The 20,774-nt window shown below is 45.0% G+C and carries 14 protein-coding genes, 8 tRNA genes and 1 rRNA gene; 22 read left to right on the forward strand and 1 reads right to left on the reverse strand.

Going from position 1 to position 20,774, the window contains the following annotated elements; translation table 11 throughout:
• The 12 genes from H509_RS0122575 to H509_RS0122630 form a co-directional block, all read left to right on the forward strand.
• Positions 1-316, forward strand: a 23S ribosomal RNA gene (locus H509_RS0122575); the annotation flags it as partial.
• Positions 317-434: 118 nt separating this feature from the next.
• Positions 435-523: transfer RNA gene (locus H509_RS0122580), tRNA-Ser, on the forward strand.
• 37 nt (positions 524-560) lie between these two features.
• Positions 561-637, forward strand: a tRNA-Met gene (locus H509_RS0122585).
• 25 nt (positions 638-662) lie between these two features.
• Positions 663-738: transfer RNA gene (locus tag H509_RS0122590), tRNA-Val, on the forward strand.
• Positions 739-744: 6 nt separating this feature from the next.
• A tRNA-Thr gene (locus H509_RS0122595) sits at positions 745-820 on the forward strand.
• Positions 821-835: 15 nt separating this feature from the next.
• Positions 836-912, forward strand: a tRNA-Asp gene (locus tag H509_RS0122600).
• Between the two features lie 67 nt (positions 913-979).
• A tRNA-Phe gene (locus tag H509_RS0122605) sits at positions 980-1,055 on the forward strand.
• A gap of 9 nt (positions 1,056-1,064) precedes the next feature.
• Positions 1,065-1,150 (forward strand) — tRNA-Tyr (locus tag H509_RS0122610).
• Between the two features lie 5 nt (positions 1,151-1,155).
• Positions 1,156-1,231 (forward strand) — tRNA-Lys (locus H509_RS0122615).
• 264 nt (positions 1,232-1,495) lie between these two features.
• The gene (locus H509_RS0122620; protein ID WP_028547066.1) at positions 1,496-4,684 is read left to right on the forward strand and encodes an FG-GAP-like repeat-containing protein; all 3,189 of its coding nucleotides are present in this window, start codon (positions 1,496-1,498) and stop codon (positions 4,682-4,684) included.
• Positions 4,685-4,961: 277 nt separating this feature from the next.
• The gene (locus H509_RS0122625) at positions 4,962-6,080 is read left to right on the forward strand and encodes a PucR family transcriptional regulator (RefSeq protein ID WP_028547067.1); all 1,119 of its coding nucleotides are present in this window, start codon (positions 4,962-4,964) and stop codon (positions 6,078-6,080) included.
• Between the two features lie 111 nt (positions 6,081-6,191).
• Entirely contained in the window at positions 6,192-7,313 is a 1,122-nt protein-coding gene (locus H509_RS0122630) for an ABC transporter ATP-binding protein (protein ID WP_028547068.1), read from the forward strand.
• A gap of 180 nt (positions 7,314-7,493) precedes the next feature.
• Here the strand turns inward: H509_RS0122630 and H509_RS0122635 are convergent, their stop codons facing one another.
• A complete protein-coding gene (locus tag H509_RS0122635) occupies positions 7,494-9,296 on the reverse strand; it encodes a fibronectin type III domain-containing protein (protein WP_051287538.1) in 1,803 nt (600 codons plus the stop codon).
• A 407-nt stretch (positions 9,297-9,703) separates the two neighbouring features.
• On the opposite strand from H509_RS0122635, the gene hprK reads away from it, so the two are divergent.
• The 10 genes from hprK (at position 9,704) to hisD (ending at position 20,693) form a co-directional block, all read left to right on the forward strand.
• On the forward strand, positions 9,704-10,642 hold the full coding sequence (hprK, locus tag H509_RS0122640) for an HPr(Ser) kinase/phosphatase (RefSeq protein ID WP_028547070.1): 939 nt from the start codon (positions 9,704-9,706) through the stop codon (positions 10,640-10,642).
• Positions 10,643-10,823: 181 nt separating this feature from the next.
• Entirely contained in the window at positions 10,824-11,882 is a 1,059-nt protein-coding gene (gene lgt, locus H509_RS26390; protein ID WP_051287539.1) for a prolipoprotein diacylglyceryl transferase, read from the forward strand.
• Between the two features lie 2 nt (positions 11,883-11,884).
• Positions 11,885-12,541, forward strand: coding sequence for a pyrophosphatase PpaX (gene ppaX / locus H509_RS0122650; protein WP_028547071.1), 657 nt, complete (start codon positions 11,885-11,887; stop codon positions 12,539-12,541).
• Positions 12,534-13,052: an acyltransferase gene (locus tag H509_RS0122655; protein ID WP_028547072.1), complete on the forward strand. Its 519-nt coding sequence runs from the start codon at positions 12,534-12,536 to the stop codon at positions 13,050-13,052. Before ppaX ends, H509_RS0122655 begins: the two co-directional genes overlap by 8 nt.
• 227 nt (positions 13,053-13,279) lie before the next feature.
• A complete protein-coding gene (locus H509_RS0122660) occupies positions 13,280-14,533 on the forward strand; it encodes a polysaccharide deacetylase family protein (protein WP_028547073.1) in 1,254 nt (417 codons plus the stop codon).
• A 101-nt stretch (positions 14,534-14,634) separates the two neighbouring features.
• On the forward strand, positions 14,635-15,807 hold the full coding sequence (locus H509_RS0122665) for an acyltransferase (RefSeq protein ID WP_028547074.1): 1,173 nt from the start codon (positions 14,635-14,637) through the stop codon (positions 15,805-15,807).
• A gap of 124 nt (positions 15,808-15,931) precedes the next feature.
• Positions 15,932-17,110 (forward strand): acyltransferase, encoded by a 1,179-nt coding sequence (locus H509_RS26395; protein ID WP_036698730.1) that lies wholly within the window; start codon positions 15,932-15,934, stop codon positions 17,108-17,110.
• Between the two features lie 357 nt (positions 17,111-17,467).
• Positions 17,468-18,688, forward strand: a complete 1,221-nt coding sequence (locus H509_RS0122675; protein WP_028547075.1) for an ATP phosphoribosyltransferase regulatory subunit — start codon at positions 17,468-17,470, stop codon at positions 18,686-18,688.
• 16 nt (positions 18,689-18,704) lie between these two features.
• Positions 18,705-19,346 (forward strand): ATP phosphoribosyltransferase, encoded by a 642-nt coding sequence (hisG, locus tag H509_RS0122680; protein WP_028547076.1) that lies wholly within the window; start codon positions 18,705-18,707, stop codon positions 19,344-19,346.
• Between the two features lie 60 nt (positions 19,347-19,406).
• Complete coding sequence (gene hisD / locus H509_RS0122685; RefSeq protein ID WP_028547077.1) at positions 19,407-20,693, forward strand: histidinol dehydrogenase; 1,287 nt, start codon at positions 19,407-19,409, stop codon at positions 20,691-20,693.
• Positions 20,694-20,774: the final 81 nt, after the last annotated feature.

The raw sequence follows: 20,774 nt of genomic DNA on the forward strand, positions 1-20,774 counted from the left end.
GAGCTGGGTTCAGAACGTCGTGAGACAGTTCGGTCCCTATCTGTCGCGGGCGTAGGAAATTTGAGAGGAGCTGTCCTTAGTACGAGAGGACCGGGATGGACGTACCGCTGGTGTACCAGTTGTCTCGCCAGAGGCATAGCTGGGTAGCCAAGTACGGAAGGGATAAGCGCTGAAAGCATCTAAGCGTGAAGCCCCCCTCAAGATGAGATTTCCCAATTAGTAAGACCCCTTGAAGACGACGAGGTAGATAGGTTCGGGGTGGAAGCACAGTAATGTGTGGAGCTGACGAATACTAATCGGTCGAGGGCTTATCCTAATCATTCTAAGTAAGTCATGTACACTTCGCATTCAGTTTTCAAAGTGCAAGCTTTGAGTTTCGGCTAAGAAGCACGTATAATACGGTGGACAAGTTTGAAGCGTTCGCCTAATGTTACGGGGAGATACCCAAGAGGCCGAAGGGGACGCTTTGCTAAAGCGTTAGGGTGTTACAGCCGCGAGGGTTCGAATCCCTCTCTCTCCGCCAGTGTATTCTTAACTGAAAAGAAGTTATATTTTGATGTGGCGGTGTAGCTCAGCTGGCTAGAGCGTACGGTTCATACCCGTGAGGTCGGGGGTTCGATCCCCTTCGCCGCTACCATATCTTTTTTATCGCAACAAAACCAGGACGCTTAGCTCAGCTGGGAGAGCATCTGCCTTACAAGCAGAGGGTCGGCGGTTCGATCCCGTCAGCGTCCACCATATTTTGCCGGTGTAGCTCAGTTGGTAGAGCGGCTGACTTGTAATCAGTAGGTCGAGGGTTCGACTCCTTTCGCCGGCACCATTTTTACCAATGTGTGGAGCTGTGGTGTAGAGGCCTAACATGCCTGCCTGTCACGCAGGAGACCGCGGGTTCGAATCCCGTCAGCTCCGCCATTTATTCTACAAAGAAGTTGACGATAGAGTTCCGATACTTATTTGTATTCATAACTGCATATAACATGGCTCGGTAGCTCAGTCGGTAGAGCAGAGGACTGAAAATCCTCGTGTCGGCGGTTCGATTCCGTCCCGAGCCACCATGTAAATTTGGAGGATTAGCGAAGTGGCCAAACGCATCAGACTGTAAATCTGCTCCCGTCCGGGTTCGGTGGTTCGAATCCATCATCCTCCACCATTTACGAGCCATTAGCTCAGTTGGTAGAGCACCTGACTTTTAATCAGGGTGTCGAAGGTTCGAGTCCTTCATGGCTCACCAGTTATGAACGTACAAGCTTCAAGGGAAACCTTGGAGCTTTTTTGTTGTTTATTGATAGTTTCAGAACTTGCCTGCATCGGCCACATGTTATTTCAATAACCGATTTGAATAAGTTATGTACATGACGTAATTGATGTATATAATTAGATGTTCTTACAATGCTAACTATGTTACGATACATATTGTATAGTTATACAAATATCCTCCATCAAGATACCTCTTTGCGATTACTCTTATTAAATGAACGATAAAGGAGAATTGACAATGACCACTTTTTTCTCAAGCCGCCATGTTGCCGTTACGACCTGTATCTGTTTGTTGTTGACACTGTTATTACCTTACTTTAGTTTTGTTGCTCACGCAGAATCTGCAGGTAAGTCAAGAAATGTGTTTGAGTGGGTTCGGGACTATACTTTCCAGGATTCCATAAAGTTTATAACGTCAGGAGATTTGGATAGACAAGGGGAGTTGGACTACGCGATAGTTAGTTCTAATTATGCCATTGTTCTTTATAAAGGTCAGACTAACGGGACTTTTATTCGAGAACCTTTTACAGCAAAAAATCCAGATCCTATGCTTGTGTCTGTTCGTATTAAAGATATGAATGGTGATGGTACTTCAGAGGTGATCGCAATAGGTAAGAAGGAGGTTCAAATATATGAACTTACTTCATCAGGCACTTATATGTACAAAAGTAAAATCATACTCCAAGATGTAGCACACATTGATACAGGAGACTTTGATAACGATGGAATTTGCGATCTGATTGTTGTTACGCCGAAGCGCATTAACTATTATAAAGGCGCATCTAACTTTAATTACACAGAAGTTGGTCATCAAGATTATAATGCAGCTGGAAATGCACCGATCATTAAGTTGGTTAGTGGTGATTGGAACCAAGATGGAAATCAAGATTTAGCCTATCAAGGACTTTCCAGCGGCGCAATTATTCTAAAAGGTAATGGGGACCTGACATTCACGCAAGTAAAGAGCTTTCCTGCTGCAGACAGCATGACGTTTGTGTTTGCAATTGGTGATGTTAACGGTGACGGCTTTGCTGATGTTGTTGCTCCTAAGGCTAATAGTTACTATCCCAATGAAAAGATTGCGATATATTATGGGGATGCAGCAGGACAGTTTAGTCAGTATATGGAGCTTGAAATTGGGCAACTTTTTAACACGAGTTATTTACCCAAGCAAGTTGAGCTAGTGGATCTGAATGGTGATACTTTTCCTGAATTGGTCTATACTCCATTTGGCGGCGATTGGTATTACAGATGGAATCAGAAGGGGAATGGCTTAGATATTAAGGGTTCCTTATATGTGTCGATACCAACGGGCACACAGCTATTTGAAGATGTAAATCAGGACGGCAAGCCTGATATTGTCGATTATATGCCAACTTCAAGCAAGATCAGCATTTATCAGAATCAAGTGCCAGCAGGTAGTATACATTTTGTTCAAGCACAGCAGGACGTTTTTGAAAATGAAAAGTCTCTTTTAGTTAAAATAACAAGAACTAACGGGAGTTACGGGTATGGGTATTTAAATTATGCTACAGTTGATGGTACTGCTAAGGCTGGGAAAGATTACGCCCGATCAAGGGGGATACTTGAGTTTGATCATGGGGAAACAGCAAAATGGTTGACAATCCCTATTTATGATAATAACAAAGCAGATATATCCCGTTCATTTACTATCAGCCTGAGCAACCCAGACCGGGGTATTAAGATTGGTGATCCGGCTACGATAACGATTCAAATTCAAGACGATGAGTCTACCCCTGTTGGAGGCAGTCCAGTCTGGCCTCAAGATGCATTCCTTGGAATTGGGGATGTTAGCACAACTTCTATGACTCTATCCTGGCCTGCTGCTATTAGTAATGGGATACCTGTACAGAGCTATGAAATTCAGGAGCTCAATCAAAAGCTTATGCCTGTTACTGTGTCAGGTGACGTGTATCGTTATCAATGGAATACAGCACTTGTTACGGGGCAAACGTATCAGTTGGAGGTTAAAGCGAATAGTGCTAATGGGAAATCAAGTAACGTGCTGAGGGGGAGCGTCACCCTTCCCGATCCTTTCGAAGTTCCTGCCAATGTCCCACTATATGTAAGAATGGACCACGTAGATCATATAATGGATAGCCGCCTTTACACAGGTGATTTCGATGGCAATCAAATAGAGGATTTCTTGAGATCTGGAGACTCTTATAACCCGGTAGCCGTTTATAAGAACTATGCGAAAGGGTTGTATACACATCAAGATATCGGTCTTCAATCTTTTGATCGTATTATCGATCTGGATAACGATAAGCGAGATGAAATTATTAAAAGTGGCACGGATAATCTCATTGTGGTAGGCGAAAATAACCAAGGCGACTTTGTTATGGAGGCTAACATATCAGTTCCCAATAAGCGTTCTTATGAGCTGGCTGATGTGACAAATGATGGCGTAGTCGATATTTTATATGTGGATAACACAAATAACGTTATTCTGTTGCAAGGCAGTTCAAATTATATTTATCTGGAGACGATGAGAGAGGATCTAGTGTCAGATCCCATAGTACATGCATATGGCGGAGATTGGAATGGCGATGGGTTAATGGACATAGCTCTTATCACACGGGACTCCTTGGGTAAAAAGTCACTTGTTGTTTTTAATAAACAAACGGACGGAACATTTTCGTATGAAAAGCAAATCGTAGGCTGTGATGAGGCTTATGTAGATGACTACAACAAGGATGGATATGCTGATTTACTCACGACCAGCAGTTCTTTTGGAGCGAGGCTTTATTATGGAAGCAATGTAGGCATAAATGACATTTTGCCTGAACAAGTTTCTCTAGTTGGTTCTCGTGATAACTTGGTTGATCTGAATCAAGATGGATTTTTAGATATAGTAAATATTTCGGGTAATGATATTGCTGCAAGATACTTCATTCCTGGTGCAGGCTTCGGTCCGGAAACTACTATTATTGTAGGGGGTACAGGGACAAAATTAAACTTATTGGCTGGGGACTTCACAGGGGATGGTAAGGTTGACATCAGTTTTTTTCCATTCTTTTTAGACCCGAAACAAGCCATATATGTTAATACACAAACAAATGGAACATTTCAGTTTGCTCAATCGGAGGTAATTTCCCAAGATGCTGGATATGTTGAGTTGCGAGTACAACGGATTGGTGATCGTCAAGGAGTCACAAGTGTAGTCTACGGTACACAGGACGGAACTGCTATTGCTGGGGTGCACTATGCGGCTTCCTCTGGGGTGCTGAAGTTCGCTGCCGGTGAAACGGAGAAAACGATTAAAATTCCGATCATTACACATAGCTTAGAAGAAGGGGACTTCCAATTCGCATTTGCGTTGAGTGAGCCTACACGTGGTGCGAAGCTGGGGAGTTTAAGTGTTGCAGGGGTTACACTGCGCAGTCGTACAGCACGGCTACCATAGCGACAGTATGCTGAATCAATCTTGTCAGTTGAGAAAGCCGGATTATGAAATGATGTTGTGGTGGGATAACATTATGTGGATATAAGGTAGTTAAATAAGTAAGAAGACGCAGGCAACCTCAACTCCGATCAGGGGAGGGTTGCCTGTTTAAGTTTGTAGTCTGAGTGATGACGATCCTGTAGCTCTACAATCCTTGTCTGAGATGATACATGAAGGTCCGTATGTTACAATTAAGGCAGTATGACTAGAAAGTTGAGGAAATGGGCTGAGGAAGAAGATGGACAAGCAGAATCTGCGTGAGCAAATCGAACGGATCATCAATGTACCCTTAGATAAGAAGACTATATCTACAGCAACTTGGAAAAATTGGGTGAAATCCGCCCAAGCAGACGGTCAATCGACCCACGTAATGCCGCCGTCTTTAATCGTGCACGAGGATCAGTGTTATATGCTATGGAAGCAAGGATCATCCCAGACGGACTTGCTGCATTGTGCATCTGATTTGTTATCGGAGCGTGAGCGCCAATGGCTGGAGACGTTGTTGTGGCTTGATTTAAGCAGTCGAAAGAGCTCGTCCTTAACGACAGGAGGAGACGAGCAGCAGGCCGTACAATTCGGTCAATGGATCGTGGAACGCCTTCAGGCAAAGGATACGCAAGCGGAGGTGCCGGACTCGTTTTCCTGGAAAACAAAAATGTTTGCTCCGGTCATTCCGTTCTTGCTTGTTGCAGAGCATTCGCATCGTGAAGGTCCAAGCTATGCCCACCTCTATAAGCTGCTAAAGTCCTATTTTGGAGGAGAGCTTGTTATTTTCCCGTTGTCAGATAAAGAATGGTGTATATTAGTGCCTGAAAGTCTTGCTAGCTCAGGGGAGCAAGACGAGGACCCCGACAATAAAGAAACGATGGAAGAAATGCTAACCTCCTTCTGCTTGGGATTATACGAGCTGTTGGCTGCCGAGTGGGTTGGGGAGTCCAATTTGACGGTTGCTTATCCGTTTACACCAGTGAAGGGAATACCAAGCATTGTATCGCGTATGCGGGAGACGATATATCTTGGACGTACGTTCCACATCACGGAAAATATTCATTTACCGTGGGAGCTCCATTTGGAGCAGCTTGTATACAGTATACCGGATGAAGTCCGTAAGCAATTCATGAAAAGGGTTGTGACAAAGACGGAGCAATTCGGCGATTCGGAGACGATGGGCACGCTACAAACGTTCTTTCAGTACGATTGCAGTGTAAGTGAGACAGCTAAGCGTTTGTACATTCACCGTAATACGCTGTTGTATCGACTAGATAAGATTAAACAAGAAACGGGACTTGATGTTCGTTCTTTCTCGGATGCGGTATTAGTTAAACTGATATTACTATTGTACAAAGTAACAAAATAGGTAAGCGCTTTTTTGTGAGGTTTGTGTATAGTCAATTGTACAGGGTTTAGGTAAGATAAGTATATAAGAAGTAACCGATTACAAGAAGACAACGTTAAGGGGGAAATACTCATGGCAGGCGTACGCTTAGAACATGTATACAAGAAATATCCAGGATCTGATAAGGCAACTGTTGTTGATATCAATCTTGACATTCAAGACAAGGAATTCCTCGTACTTGTAGGTCCGTCCGGTTGTGGTAAGTCAACGACTTTGCGTATGATCGCAGGTCTTGAAGAAATTTCTGAAGGTAAATTGTTTATCGGCGATCGCATCGTGAACGATGTTGCTCCTAAAGACCGCGACATTGCGATGGTATTCCAATCTTACGCGTTGTATCCACATATGAACGTGTATCAAAATATGGCATTTGGTCTGAAATTGCGTAAGTTCAAAAAAGAAGATATCGACAAGCGTGTACGTGAAGCAGCGCGCATCCTCGATATTGAGCATTTGTTGGATCGCAAGCCTAAAGCTTTGTCTGGTGGACAACGCCAGCGTGTTGCACTCGGCCGTGCTATCGTACGTGAGCCACAAGTATTCTTGATGGATGAACCACTTTCCAACTTGGATGCTAAACTTCGCGGACAAATGCGTTCGGAGATTACGAAGCTTGCTAAACGTCTTCAAACTACGGTTATCTATGTAACGCATGACCAGATTGAAGCGATGACGATGGGTGACCGTATCGTCGTTATGAAAGACGGCTACATTCAACAAGCGGCTGCTCCAGATCAATTGTACAATCATCCGGTTAATATGTTCGTTGCAGGATTTATTGGTTCCCCTACGATGAACTTTATCAATGGTACACTGACAGAAGCGGGCGGCGATCTTCATTTCAAAGGCAGCAACTTGGATGTTATCGTACCAGCTGGCAAAGCACAAGCGTTGAAAGAGAAGGGCTATGTAGGTAAAGAAGTAATTCTCGGCGTGCGTCCAGAGGATATCCATGAGGAGCCTGTATTCTTGGAAGCATCCCCTAACAGCATCTTCACAGCTTCTATCGAAGTTACAGAGAATATGGGTCATGAAATGTTCTTGTACTTAGGTGGCTTGGGCAACGCGAACGTGATCGCTCGTGTAGATGGCCGTTCTAACTCTAAAGATGGTCAAAACGTTAAATTAGCAATCGACATGAACAAAGTCCATGTATTTGATAAAGATTCCGAACTAAACGTATTCGAACTGTAATCTCGATACGAAGAAGGGCCTGGTGCACATGCACCAGGCCCTTCTCTATTTCTTGATTGGAGATAAATATAGGCTGATTTAGTAGGTTGAAGTTTGTATACAATAGTGATGTTTACACAATATAAGCGGATTATAAGCAGCCCTGAATTCAAATCTCTGGGAAGGGTTGAATGGGAACTGCTATTTTAAGCCGTCAAGGGTTGCGCGAACGGGATTAGAAAAGCTAAGATTTGATTTTTTATCCCAGTTAATGGACCATGTCATAACTCCTCGGAAGTTCGTATAACCGCCAGGCTTCATCAATTGATAAGTGCCTCCATACCCGATGCCCTTAGTTAAATATTTAACGGCTTTGTCGATATCTGCCGCCGCAGTAAAGCCACCACTTGCTGCATTTGGTGTAGAAGGAAGTCCGATCGCAACTTGATCTTCACGGAGCGCAGGGAACTTATTGTTTGCATTGCCTGCAATCGGGAAGCCCTGCAGTAGCATCTCCGCCATTGCGACTTGGAAGTCAGCTGTGCCTTGGCTGTAAGAGCGCCCATCAAGAGCTGTCATGGCACCTGTGTTGTAGTGTTGGACATGGATAAAGTTCATTCGGTCTTTAAAGGCATAAATAACAGGCAAGTAAGCGCCCCAAGGACCACCATATCCTGTAATTCCACCTTGTACATAAGCAGTTTCAGGTGCCATTGTCAGCATAAAGTTAGAGCCTTGTGCAGTAAGAATCGTCTGGATTGCGGAGATCAAATTCACAATCTTAGGGGTGGTTGGATTTCTGAAGTCGGTATCGCCCCCGTTCAAGGATAAGGAACTTCCCTCTAAGTCGATATCGATCCCGTTAAAACCATACTCATTAATAATATTGTTCATCGTTGTAATAAAGCTTTGTTTTGCAGCAGCAGTTGTGAGTTCAACCGTTCCGTTAGCCCCACCGAGTGAAATGTTTACTTTCTTACCTTTGCCCTGCAACTCCAAAATGTCAGCTTTGAATTGTTCTTTGGTGGAGTTGTAAGGAGTAAAGGCCATCGTTGCATAGTCACCAACAGGCTCTGCAAAGGAAACGTTGATGACGTCATAGTTAGATGAAACGTCGCGTAGTCGAATATTGGTGGAGCCGTTGTCGAAATTGTGCCAGTACCCAACTAACACTTTAGCTGTTGTAAGTGGCGGGTTTGTCGATAAAGTAGCAACGCTTAAACTCGTACTGTCAGCTGAGCGATTGCCAGCTGCATCAAGCGCGCGCACGACAATAGTATACACGGTGTTGGCAGTTAAGCCTGTTGCTGTCCAAGCGGTTGCTGCGCTTGTAGAGGCTACTTGCCCGTTGACAACGATCTCGTACTGGGTAACACCAACATTGTCAGTGCTTGCATTCCAAGCTAACGCAATTGTGTTGGCTGTAATGGAGGTGCTTCGTACGTTAGTAGGAGCGGTTGGCGCAATTGCATCAGGCGGAGCCGCATCTGTTCGAACGTCAAGGTTAGCGCTTGGCGCAGAAACATTACCAGCAGCATCAAATGCAGCTACTTTAAACGTGTAAAGTGTATCACTTGCCAAGCCGTTAACTTGATAGTTGAGGTTAGTCGTCGTGCCTACGACAGAGGAGCCGTTGTATACATTGTATCCAGTCACGGCAACATTATCGGTCGAAGCTTGCCAAGTAAGAGACACAGAGTTGGATGTGTGAGCAGGTGATTGCAGTGAGGCAGGAACGGAAGGTGCGATGGTGTCTGAGGGCTGTGTGCTTACTTTCCAGAGTGCTTGAACTGCCGGTGGTTCCCAGCCTGTAAGTGAGGTATGTGGCTGAATACATTCATAGTTAACTGCTTGATACGTGACGATGTCGCCTTTCAAGTAGGGGGTGTTTGGCACCCATTGAGCTGCCCCGAATGCGGAAACGGGGATAAGCAGGAATACGAGTACCCCAATTAGCAGCGTAGATAAAGAACGAATTGAAGGGCGATATGCGGTTCTGTACATAAATTAATTACCTCCTTTGTCATATGAATATTGCTCTTATGGCTCCAACATGCATCACATTGATGAAGTGGAGCGTAGTTATAGGATTAGGACAGAAGTTTAAAGCGCTTCCATCCTTGCTATCACCTCCTGTATGGATCAGCCATAGAAACCAATTCGGTAGAACAGGGCTGAATTCCTGCTCTTATTGAAAACAATATCAATAAAATGTAAAAAATATTTTAGTGACTATAATAGTAGGACTAAAATATTTAATGGAGGGCATTTTGGGAAAATGAGCATACATTGATTTCGATCTGAATTTCATTTACGATGGTTACATTGAGATAGAACTGCAAGATTACGGTCATTGACAACAAACATACATAACAATCCGGTAATATGCAGATGAGAAGGAGTGAACGAAGATGGCCAAGAAGGTGAAGGTGTCCGAACTTGTCGAGCAATTTCATCTCGAAATACTCGCAGGGGAACAAGGCATGAAACGTGTCATTACTGTTGATGACTTGCATCGACCAGGCCTGGAGATGGCGGGATACTTCGACTATCATCCAACTGAGCGTGTACAAATGCTGGGCAAGACAGAATTAACGTTTTTTGAAACGTTGCCTGTAGAAGAACGATTGGATCGGATGCGCCACTTTGTAGCTGATGAGATACCTTGTATTGTCATCACACGTGGAATTGAAGTGCCTGAAGAACTGATTCAAATTTGCCAAGAGCACGAGGTTCCTTTACTTCGCTCACCGCTTGCTACGACAACATTATCGAGCAGAATTACTAATTTTCTTGAGAAGAAGCTTGCGCCTACGGCCACCATTCATGGCGTACTTGTTGATGTATATGGTGTTGGCATGCTAATTACAGGAGGCAGCGGCATCGGGAAAAGTGAAACAGCACTAGAACTGGTCAAGCGTGGTCATCGTCTAGTCGCAGATGATGCGGTTGAGATTCGTCAGACATCGGACAATCAATTGCATGCATCAGCTCCTGAGCTAATTCGCCATTTGTTGGAAATACGTGGAATCGGTATTATTAATGTTATGACTTTGTTTGGGGCGGGAGCAATCCGCAACAATAAACGTATTAGCGTAGTTATTCGCTTGGAGAATTGGCAGCAGGATAAACAGTATGATCGACTAGGGCTGGATGAGGAGACTACGCGTATAATTGATACCGACATCCCATTGGTTACGATCCCTGTTCGTCCAGGGCGGAACTTGGCTGTTATTATCGAGGTGGCGGCGATGAACTTCCGTCTAAAGCGTATGGGGTATAACGCGGCGTTACAATTTACAAATAAGTTAACTGAACAAATCAATGAGGACACGGAAGATTTTGATTAAGGACAGGACGGGCACATGTCACTAGCCTAGCTTTGCGGAGCCTGTAACTTTGAGTTGTATTTTGTCAGGCTTGATCGAACACAACAGGCAGGTGTAAACCGTGACAATGTCCATTAATCTATTTTTTCCTACATTATATAGTGATCTTATTGTAGTTCGTTAAAAAGGGGAGAACAACTTCATGGCAACCCTGTTGCTTGATCCGATTGCGATTCAGTTGGGTCCAATAAGTGTGCATTGGTACGGTCTTATTTTAGGAACCGCGGCGCTTGTTGGATTGCTGTTTGCAATGCGGGAAGGAAAGCGTTTTGGCATTTCGCAAGATTTCTTTATGGATCTGCTCTTGATAGGCGTGCCGTCTGCACTTGTTGGTGCGCGGGCGTATTATGTTGCATTTAAGTGGGATGAGTACAAGGATAACCCACTTGAAGTTTTTGCAATATGGCACGGTGGTATTGCGATATACGGGGCTTTAATAGCGGCAGTTATTTTTGCGCTCATATTTGTTAAATATAAAGGGTATACATTTTGGCGGATCGCAGATATTTGTGGGCCTTCGTTATTAATCGGCCAAGCAATTGGTCGTTGGGGCAATTTTGTCAATCAGGAAGCTTATGGCGGTCCGGTCTCCGAAACGTTTTTAAGAAATACGCTGCATCTGCCTGACTTTATCGTAAATCAGATGAATGTGAGTGGAACGTTCCATCATCCTACATTCTTATATGAATCCGTATGGAATTTGGTTGGTATATTGCTGCTGTTTGGTATACGGCGCTTGCGTCACATACGTGCGGGCGAGATCTTTATTGGTTATTTGATCTGGTACTCACTTGGCCGTTTCTTTATTGAAGGGTTGCGGACGGATAGTTTGGCTTACCAAGGCTCCAGTGCAGTCCAATCGTTTGTTGATACGCTCTGGTCCCCGATGACAGTGCTCTTTGAGCCAGGGTTTCTGAGCCCAGAATACGGAAATGTTCGTATTTCACAGCTGCTTGCTATCGTATTAGTCATTGCAGGTATTATTCTTATTGTAGTGCGCCGACTAACAGGCAGAGCCAACGTGCGTTACAGTGATCCGATCATCTGTACGCGTGTAGTGCAGACTGCTGCGGCTCATGGAGGAGCAACGGAGCAATCCAACTCCATTAATCAAGCAACTCCAGCTGAACGTGTAGAAACAGAAGCGTCAGCCCATACATCGGGTGAAGTGGACAGCAAGGAAACGAAGGAGAATAAGTAATTATGATTCGAACGGTATTGTTTGACTTGGATGGTACTATTATTGATACGAACGAGTTAATCATTGAGACATTTCTTCATGTTCTACAGGATATCGTGCCGTCTCCGTTCACACGCGAGCATATTATCCCTAGCATGGGTCTAACACTGCAGGAGCAGTTCAGAATATTTACGAAGCGGGACAACGTGGATGATTTGGCAGCGGCCTATCGGGCTTACAACTTGACACGACATGATGAGCTTGTACAGCCATTCCCTTATGTCAACGAGGTTGTTAATAGATTTGCGACGGCGGGTATTCAATTGGGAGTTGTAACAACAAAGGTGAGAAAATCGACTGAACGTGCCCTCGGCATGTTCGAATTGTTTGATCAGATGGGTGTGATTGTCACGGTTGATGATGTGACACATGCGAAGCCTCATCCGGAGCCGGTGTTGATGGCGGTTAAAGCGTTAAATGCAGATCCCGCAACGACGCTGATGGTTGGAGACAGTCCGGCGGACATTCAATCTGCGAACGCGGCAGGCGTGATCTCTTGCGGTGTCGCTTGGTCACTTAAAGGTGAGCAGGTGCTCCGCCAATATGATCCGCGCCATATCATTTATGACATGCGTGATCTATACGCAATAGTCGGATTGGAGCGAAACGAAGGTGCGTAATACACAGCGGTACCCCGTCGAGGGACCGAATAGTTTATGGCACATCTATCGCACGGTCAGTCCCTGGAAAGGGATTCGTAATTTTATTTTTATCCAGCTTGCACGGTACTGCCCCTATTTGCCGCTCAAAAATTGGATTTATCGCCGAATATTAAAAATGAAGGTGGGGAAACATACCGCCTTTGGACTTATGGTGATGGTAGATGTCTTTTTCCCTGAGCGGATACATGTGGGTAACAACTCGATTATTGGTTACAATACAACGATATTGGCACATGAGTACCTAATTAAGGAGTACAGACTCGGAGACGTTCGAATTGGGGACGAGGTCATGATTGGAGCGAATTGTACAATTCTCCCGGGGGTTACCATTGGAGATGGTGCTATTGTGGCGGCAGGTTCCGTTGTACATAAGGATGTGTTCCCCGGTCAGATGGTCGGGGGCAATCCGCTGCAAGTTATTCGTGATGTGGATCAAGGCGTAAAGCCGAGTTACAGACATTTGCATTAAAACTATAGCAAGGGCTTAGTGTGTAAGATTTGAACCCGTTTTCAAGTTATATATGGAAGAGGACCGACATTTAAATGATCCTTTTGGCGAAATGAGATTGTATTGCCAGAAGGGTTATTTTATTGTAAACGGACATCATAGGAGTACAAAAATTATGAATGACAACTATAGGAAATTATGCTAATTTCAATATGGGATGAACTTCATAAGTCAAAAGAGGGTTAAGGATGAAAAAGCGTCATGTAATATTAAGTATGGTATTGGTTTTATTATTGTCATCAATTGGTTATACGCCTTCAGACGCCAAGGGAGCGGAATACGCGATCTCATGGGGCAAAGAACAGTGGCAGAATGGAAAGGCTGTCAAACGCAACAATGAGTGGTACATTCCCGTTACAGCGTTGGGGCAAGCTTACGGCATTAAAGCACAAACTTCGCACAAAGGAAAGGTGCTTAACCTTTCTGACACCGTACAAATGAATCCATCGTTTCGATTTCAACCGAAATATTACGAAAATGAAGTCATTACAATTATGTACCATAATATTGAACAGAATCCGAAGGACGTAACGTTTATCTCTCCTCAGCAACTGGAGGATCAGATTACAAACCTGCTGGCGCATGGGTTTAATGTTATAAGCATGAACGATTACATGCAATATATGCTGAATGGCAAGCCAGTACCAGACAATGCGGTACTGCTTACTTTTGATGACGGCTACGAGACATTTTATACGTATGTGTATCCTTTATTCAGAAAGTATAATTTGACGGCAACCAATTTTGTTATCGTCTCAGCGATCGACAATCGGGCACATGTCGGAAGACGTAAGCTAACATGGGAGCAGATGCGTGAGATGAAGCAAGCTGGTTTCAGCTTTTTTAGCCACACGTACAATTCGCATTCTTATGCACCGATTAATAGTCGCGGTGTCATGAAACCCATGTTAACCCGTTATTTGTACAACAATAAGACAAAGCAGACAGAATCGAGAGAACAGTATTTAGCCCGTGTGCATGGGGATTTGGCGATGGCTGAACGACGGCTAAAGGAAGAATTACAAAATCCATACAGCGTGCTGGCTTTTCCTTATGGTGCATTTAATAAAGATGTGCTTCGTATTTGTAAAGGGCTAGGAATTAACGTTACGTTCACCGTCAAACGAGGGATCAATGACCGAGATACGCGGAATGGTTTCCGGATTAACGGGGGTAATCAGAATATTAAGACTCAAGACTTGATGGAACAGTTGCGCAATCGCGGTGTTAAATCAAAACAAAAACCGTCTTATGAGGTGACTTGGAATGGGGTTGGAGTTGCGTTTAAGCATAGTCCATTTCAACAATCAGGGAGATGGTATTTGTCGTTGGAGGATTTGCAGCGAACATTTGGTGTGCGTTATCAAGTAGATGCCGCCACACGTACTGTCCAACTGTTTCCCGGGAAATATGATGCTGCCCACAAAATAGAGCCGCATTAACGTATAACCCGACAATAGAGAAATCCACATTTTACGATCAAATTCCGAGTTTACAGCCTAGATTCGACACCCAGTAGTCCTCGGGCCAGGGGGGCTTCGTATTGAGTAAGAAAGAGACAATTACATCGTTGTCTATTTATCGTGCACTAGCTATGCTAGCCGTATTGCTAATTCATAGTACATCAGAGGCTGTTGCCAAAGCGCAGCAGTCTGATTTGTATTATGTGTACACCTTCCTTAATATTTTTAGTAAATTTGCCGTCCCTGCCTTTATTGCTCTAACCAGTTTCGTATTGTTTTATAACTATGCGTCTGATCATATCAATTGGGCTAGAGTCGGAACTTTCTATCGTAAGCGGATCAAGCTCATTTTGGTTCCTTATTTGATTAGTTCCATTTGTTATTTTGCTGTTGTACATATGATGGCCTATCGGGGTAGAGGGCTTTGGGATACATTAGAGTCACTTGTCTTGAAGTTAGCGACGGGCTCGGCATACACGCATTTATATTACGTATTTTTACTGATTCAATTTTATTTATTGTTTCCGCTATTATTACTTGCATTCCGTTCCAAACTAGTTGTGAAATATGCTATACTGATCGGTTTAATTCTCCAGTGGGGGTTTGTCATTTGGAACAAATACGAGTTGCTTCTTCCTCAGAAGGGAAGTGTCATGTTCTCCTATATGAGTTATTGGATGCTGGGCGCTTACCTAGGGTTAAAAGCAGACACACTTAAAGGGTGGTTTAATTCTCTAGGTCATAAGGAGAGTCCAGTCTCGTATTCTTGGTGGAATCGCTTGTTGTGGTCTGTTTGGTTCCTTATGGCAGTGCTCCAGATTCAGATCTGGTATTGGACAAATCTGGGTGAATGGCGAATGAACACGCTGTGGTATGAGGCGATATGGAATGTGCATGCAATTTTGTCATGCTTGGTGCTGATTCAGGCCGCTTCTTATATTGAGCGGAAGTGGAAATCAAGCCTTGTGACGATGATTCATCGCTTTGGCGAGGTGACATTTGGTGTGTACTTGCTGCATCCTATCATTCTGTTGTTATATCGCAAGTGGCCTTGGCATCATGGACAAGCGTGGGCATATCCCCTTTATATTGGGGGAGGTTTTGTGTTGGCACTAGGGCTTTCATGGCTTGTTGTCGCATTTGCTTTTCGTAGGTTCAGTTGGTCATGGATCTTATTTGGATCGCTACCGAAGCCATTGGCTGCGCACACGACGCAGCAGCAGAAGTCTTCTTCCCAATCTGTGCAAGGCTAATCACCAAAACAGATTTAGGAGAGAAGATGTAGGTTTATAAATGGATACTAGTATTGTTAATACTTATGGAGCTAAGGCTGTGCACCGTACATGTTGTGACTGGCCTTGGAGCTAGGAGGCCCCATTGAATAATAAATGGATTGCTGCACTCCCAATCGTAAGAGCCATAGCTATATTAGGGGTTATCTTGGTTCATGCAACTTCCTTTGCTTCGATCGAGATGACACAATCGCCTTTATTTTACGGGTATACGTGGCTAAATATCTTTTTTAAGTTTGGCACTCCTGTTTTTATTATGTTGAGCAGTTTAGTGCTCTTCTATAACTATGGGAACAAAAAGATGGACGCAGCGAGGCTGAAAGTCTTTTACCACAATCGATTAAAATATATATTGCTGCCTTATGCCGTTGCTTCCGTTTGTTATTTTTTACTTGTACAAATAACCGTCAGACAGGATCGTAGTTGGCTTGAGGCGTGGACATCCTTTGGTAAAGAGCTGATAACGGGTTCCGCTTATACCCATTTGTATTTTGTGTTTATTAGCTTGCAATTTTATGTGCTATTTCCGCTGTTGCTGAAAATGTGCCGCAGGCCAGCTGTTGGCCCTTGGATTATACCAACAGGCTTTCTAATTCAGTGGGGATTTGTACTATGGAATAAATATGAGCTTCATATTGTGGAAAAGGGAAGTATTTCTCTCTCCTACATGGGCGTGTATGCGCTCGGAGCATATATCGGTTTACATTATGACCGAATTCAGCCGTGGCTGGATTCGGTATGTAACGCGGGTGCAACTAGCTATCGTGTTTACCGCCGTTGGAATGTGCTGCTTTGGGCAAGCTGGATGCTAGTTAGCTTATCTCACGTCCAAATCTGGTTCGTCACACGTTCGACAGGCCATGAATTTAATTCGCTCTGGTACGAAGCATTGTGGTGTGTACACACAGCCTTGTCCGCAGTCGTATTGTTACAGACGGGACACTTATTTATACGTAAGCTTTCGCAACGAAGTCTCCATGTCTTGAATCGATTAGGGCAGTTGTCCTTTGGGATCTATTTGCTCCACCCATTATGGCTTGCGGGCTATCGTAAGCTGGCGTGGCATCAGGGGAATGAACTTTTGTATGCGCTCTATATTGGGAGCGGTTACGTATTAGCGATAGCCCTGTCCTGGATCGTCGTATCATGGTCCTTTAAGCACATATCATGGGCTTGGATAGCGCTAGGCTCGCCTCCAGCTGGTAGTCGGAAGGCTGAGGCGGCACATCAGCCAGCGCCAAGTAAGCGAACATTGAAGTTGTAGAGGCTATGGTGGTGTACGTCAGCTAGAAGCGGGTTTTATCCCACTGATCAGGCAGTCCTTGTGTTCGTGAATGAAACAAATAAGCTCTATGTTACAAATGCAGGATGGACAATATTTAGAAACGTTAGGCACCTGTGCAAACAGGTGCTCTTTTTATAGGGAATGGGGAGTGCAACAAATGTAAACAGTGTAGCGATATCCGTTTACCTATAGCGAAGCTATTCATAGACAATGAGGATTGACGACAGTTGGCGGTCGTGGTAAGATAACTTCTAATTTCTTTCATTTGCTAATAAGGTAATTTGGTAGTACGTTAATATAATAAAGAATTAGGGACGGATCTAAGGAGAGAGCGGCATGTCTAAACCCAAAATGTTCGAAAAGCCTTCGGGTGTACGAGATTACTTGCCGGAGGCAGTCACCAAACTACGATATATTGAGCGGCAAGCGTTAAATTGTATGTCACGATGGGGCTATGAGCAGATTGTGACACCAACGATGGAGTTTTACGATACTGTCGGGATGGCCAGTTCCACCTCCGATCATAAATTGTTCAAGCTGTTGAATCAGCGGGGCACCGCGATGGTGCTGCGTTCAGACATGACAGCTCCGATCGCGCGTGTTGTGTCATCTCTATTATACGAAGAATCGCTTCCGATACGTTTGTCCTATCATGCAAATGTATTTCGTTCGATGGAAGAGGAAGCTGGACGAGAGGCCGAATTTTATCAGACAGGCGCTGAGCTAGTTGGTGACGCTTCTCCAGAGGCTGATGCTGAAGTAATTGCATTATCAATAGCTTGTTTGCAATCTACAGGGATAGAGCGGTTTAAGGTGGCTATAGGCCATCATGGTTTTTTGCAAGGTCTTTTTGGATATACATTGCCAGATCGTGAGGCGGATCAGCAGCGCTTAATGCAGCTGCTCGTGGCGCGGGATGTCGTAGGTTACCGTGAGCTGATTCGTACCCTGCCGATAGAGCAGGAACAGATGGAACGGCTTGAGGCTGTCCTTCAGCTGCAAGGTGGAAGACGTATCGTCGAAGAGGCAAGAGCGCTTGTTGATGAGCCGCATGCTCGCCTGTCCTTGTTCCATCTGGAGCGAGTGTGGGAGGTGCTTGAAGCTTACGGCGTCTCTGACCATCTGATGCTTGATTTGACATTGGTGGGCGACTTCTCTTATTACACTGGAACGATTTTTGAAGGTTATTCGGCTGAGCTTGGTTTCCCTGTCATGAGTGGCGGTCGCTATGACAATCTTTTGCAGCAATTCGGCAGACCTGCGCCAGCGACAGGCTTTGCCTTAAAAACAACCAGGATGTTAGATGCGATTCGTGTGCGCGAGCTAGTGGCCGTGCAGCCATCCATTCTGGTTCAGTATGATGCTGCAAGGCGAGTAGAAGCTTTGGCTGAAGCGACAAGACTCCGCACTGCGGGTGAGCGGGTTGTGACACGACGGGTCGATGATGTGTCACAGCTTGTTGAAGTCCACAGGTTGGAGGATGCAGTGAAGTTAGGGAACGGCCCTGTGTTTAAGGATGTAATTACATTTGTGCAGTTTGTAACGGAACATGGATGAGGAGAAGGTGACATCAATGCAGGATTGGCACAATTATCTAAAGGTAGCTATGCCTAAGGGGCGAATCTATAAGCAGGCATCGGCGTTGTTCCGCGCCGCGGGTCTTTCTGTTCCAGAGGATGAGGATCAATCCCGAAAGCTGATCATCGATATTCCAGAGGCACGCATGCAGTTTATTATGGCAAAACCAGTGGATGTACCTACTTATGTGGAGTATGGAGTAGCTGACATTGGCATAGTGGGCAAGGATGTGCTGATGGAAGAGAATAAAGATGTTTATGAGCTCTTGGATCTTGGCATTGCTCGTTGTCGAATGTCCGTTATTGGCTTGCCTGAATGGAAACCAGCAACACACCCACGGGTAGCGACCAAGTATCCGAATGTGGCGTCGCAATACTTTCGTGAACGAGGTCAGCAGGTGGAGGTCATCAAGCTGAACGGTTCTATTGAACTGGCTCCACTAATCGGGTTAGCTGATCGTATTGTGGATATGGTGGAAACGGGGACGACACTAAGGGAGAACGGTTTAATAGAGCTGCAAGAGATGTTTGGAATTACAAGCCGACTGATTGCGAACCGTGTCAGCTATCGCATGAAAAATGAGACGATTCAGCAGCTTTGTGATCAATTGCAAACTTATATTGCTATCAAGCAATGAGATAAATTATGAAGGATCGATGCCATAGATAGCTCAATTAGTGAAGAGGAGGAGAGCATGATGCGAATCGTAAGAGCGGAGGATTTCAAGCTGCATCGTGAAGTAGATTACGGATCCCCTGATCAAATTGCAACCGTAAAACGTATTTTGAACGACGTACGCCATGAGGGGGATGCAGCCCTGATTCGGTATACGTTGGATTTTGATAACGTCTCGCTTGCTGCTGATGTTCTACGGGTGGAAGAGCGTGAGATCATGGCGGCTTATGAAGAGGTGGAGCCTTCCTTTGTTATCGCCATTCGCGAGGCGGCAGCTAATATTCGAGCTTTCCACGAGAAGCAGAAGCGCAGCTCCTGGATGGATGTGCAGCCTGACGGAACTTTGCTAGGTCAGCTTATTCGCCCGTTGAAACGAGTTGGTGTGTATGTGCCAGGAGGCAAGGCAGCTTACCCTTCCTCGGTGCTGATGAATGTGATTCCAGCGCAGGTGGCGGGAGTGGATGAGATTGTGATGGTAACTCCACCTGCCACTAGCGGCCGTGCGGGTATTGATCCTTACATACGTGTGGCGGCAGCTGAAGCAGGGATAAAGGAAATGTACCGTGTCGGGGGGGCACAGGCAATTGCGGCGTTGGCCTATGGGACGGACAATATAAAACCAGTGGATAAAATATGCGGACCAGGCAATATCTACGTGGCGCTCGCCAAACGCGAAGTGTACGGAGTAGTCGATATTGATAGCATAGCTGGTCCATCCGAAATTGTAGTGCTGGCTGATGAGACCGCCAACCCTGCCTATGTGGCAGCGGATTTACTCTCCCAAGCTGAGCATGATGAGATGGCATCAGCTGTGCTCATTACCAATTCGAATGAGCTTGCTTTGAAGGTGCAGGCAGAGGTGGAACTTCAGCTTGCGAGTTTGCCGCGGCGGGATATCGCTCAACAATCGATTGAGCGATATGGGGCTATTATTATCGTAAAACAGATGGCAGAAGGCATTGACTTAGTGAATCGTATGGCACCAGAGCATTTGGAGATTGTCACTGCGGAGCCAATGAACGAGCTAGCTGGTATTGAAAATGCAGGGGCAATCTTCCTTGGCAGCTACAGCTCAGAACCAGTAGGCGATTATTTTGCTGGTCCAAATCATATTATTCCGACAAATGGTACGGCGCGTTTTTCATCGCCGGTGGACGTTGATATGTTTACGAAGAAATCAAGTCTGATCCGTTACAGCAAGGAGGCGTTGCTGAGACATGGTGATACGATTATGGCGCTTGCCCGTCATGAGGGGCTTGAGGCACACGCTAGGGCCATTGAAATAAGGTTGGATCAGGAACGCATATAGGGAATATAGGAAATGAAAGCTTTCATAGCTGGAAATGCAACGATTGGATACACCTGATAACTGACTAGAACGAGAGGTGGC

Source organism: Paenibacillus taiwanensis DSM 18679 (assembly GCF_000425125.1).
Classification (GTDB): Bacteria; Bacillota; Bacilli; order Paenibacillales; family Paenibacillaceae; genus Paenibacillus_B; species Paenibacillus_B taiwanensis.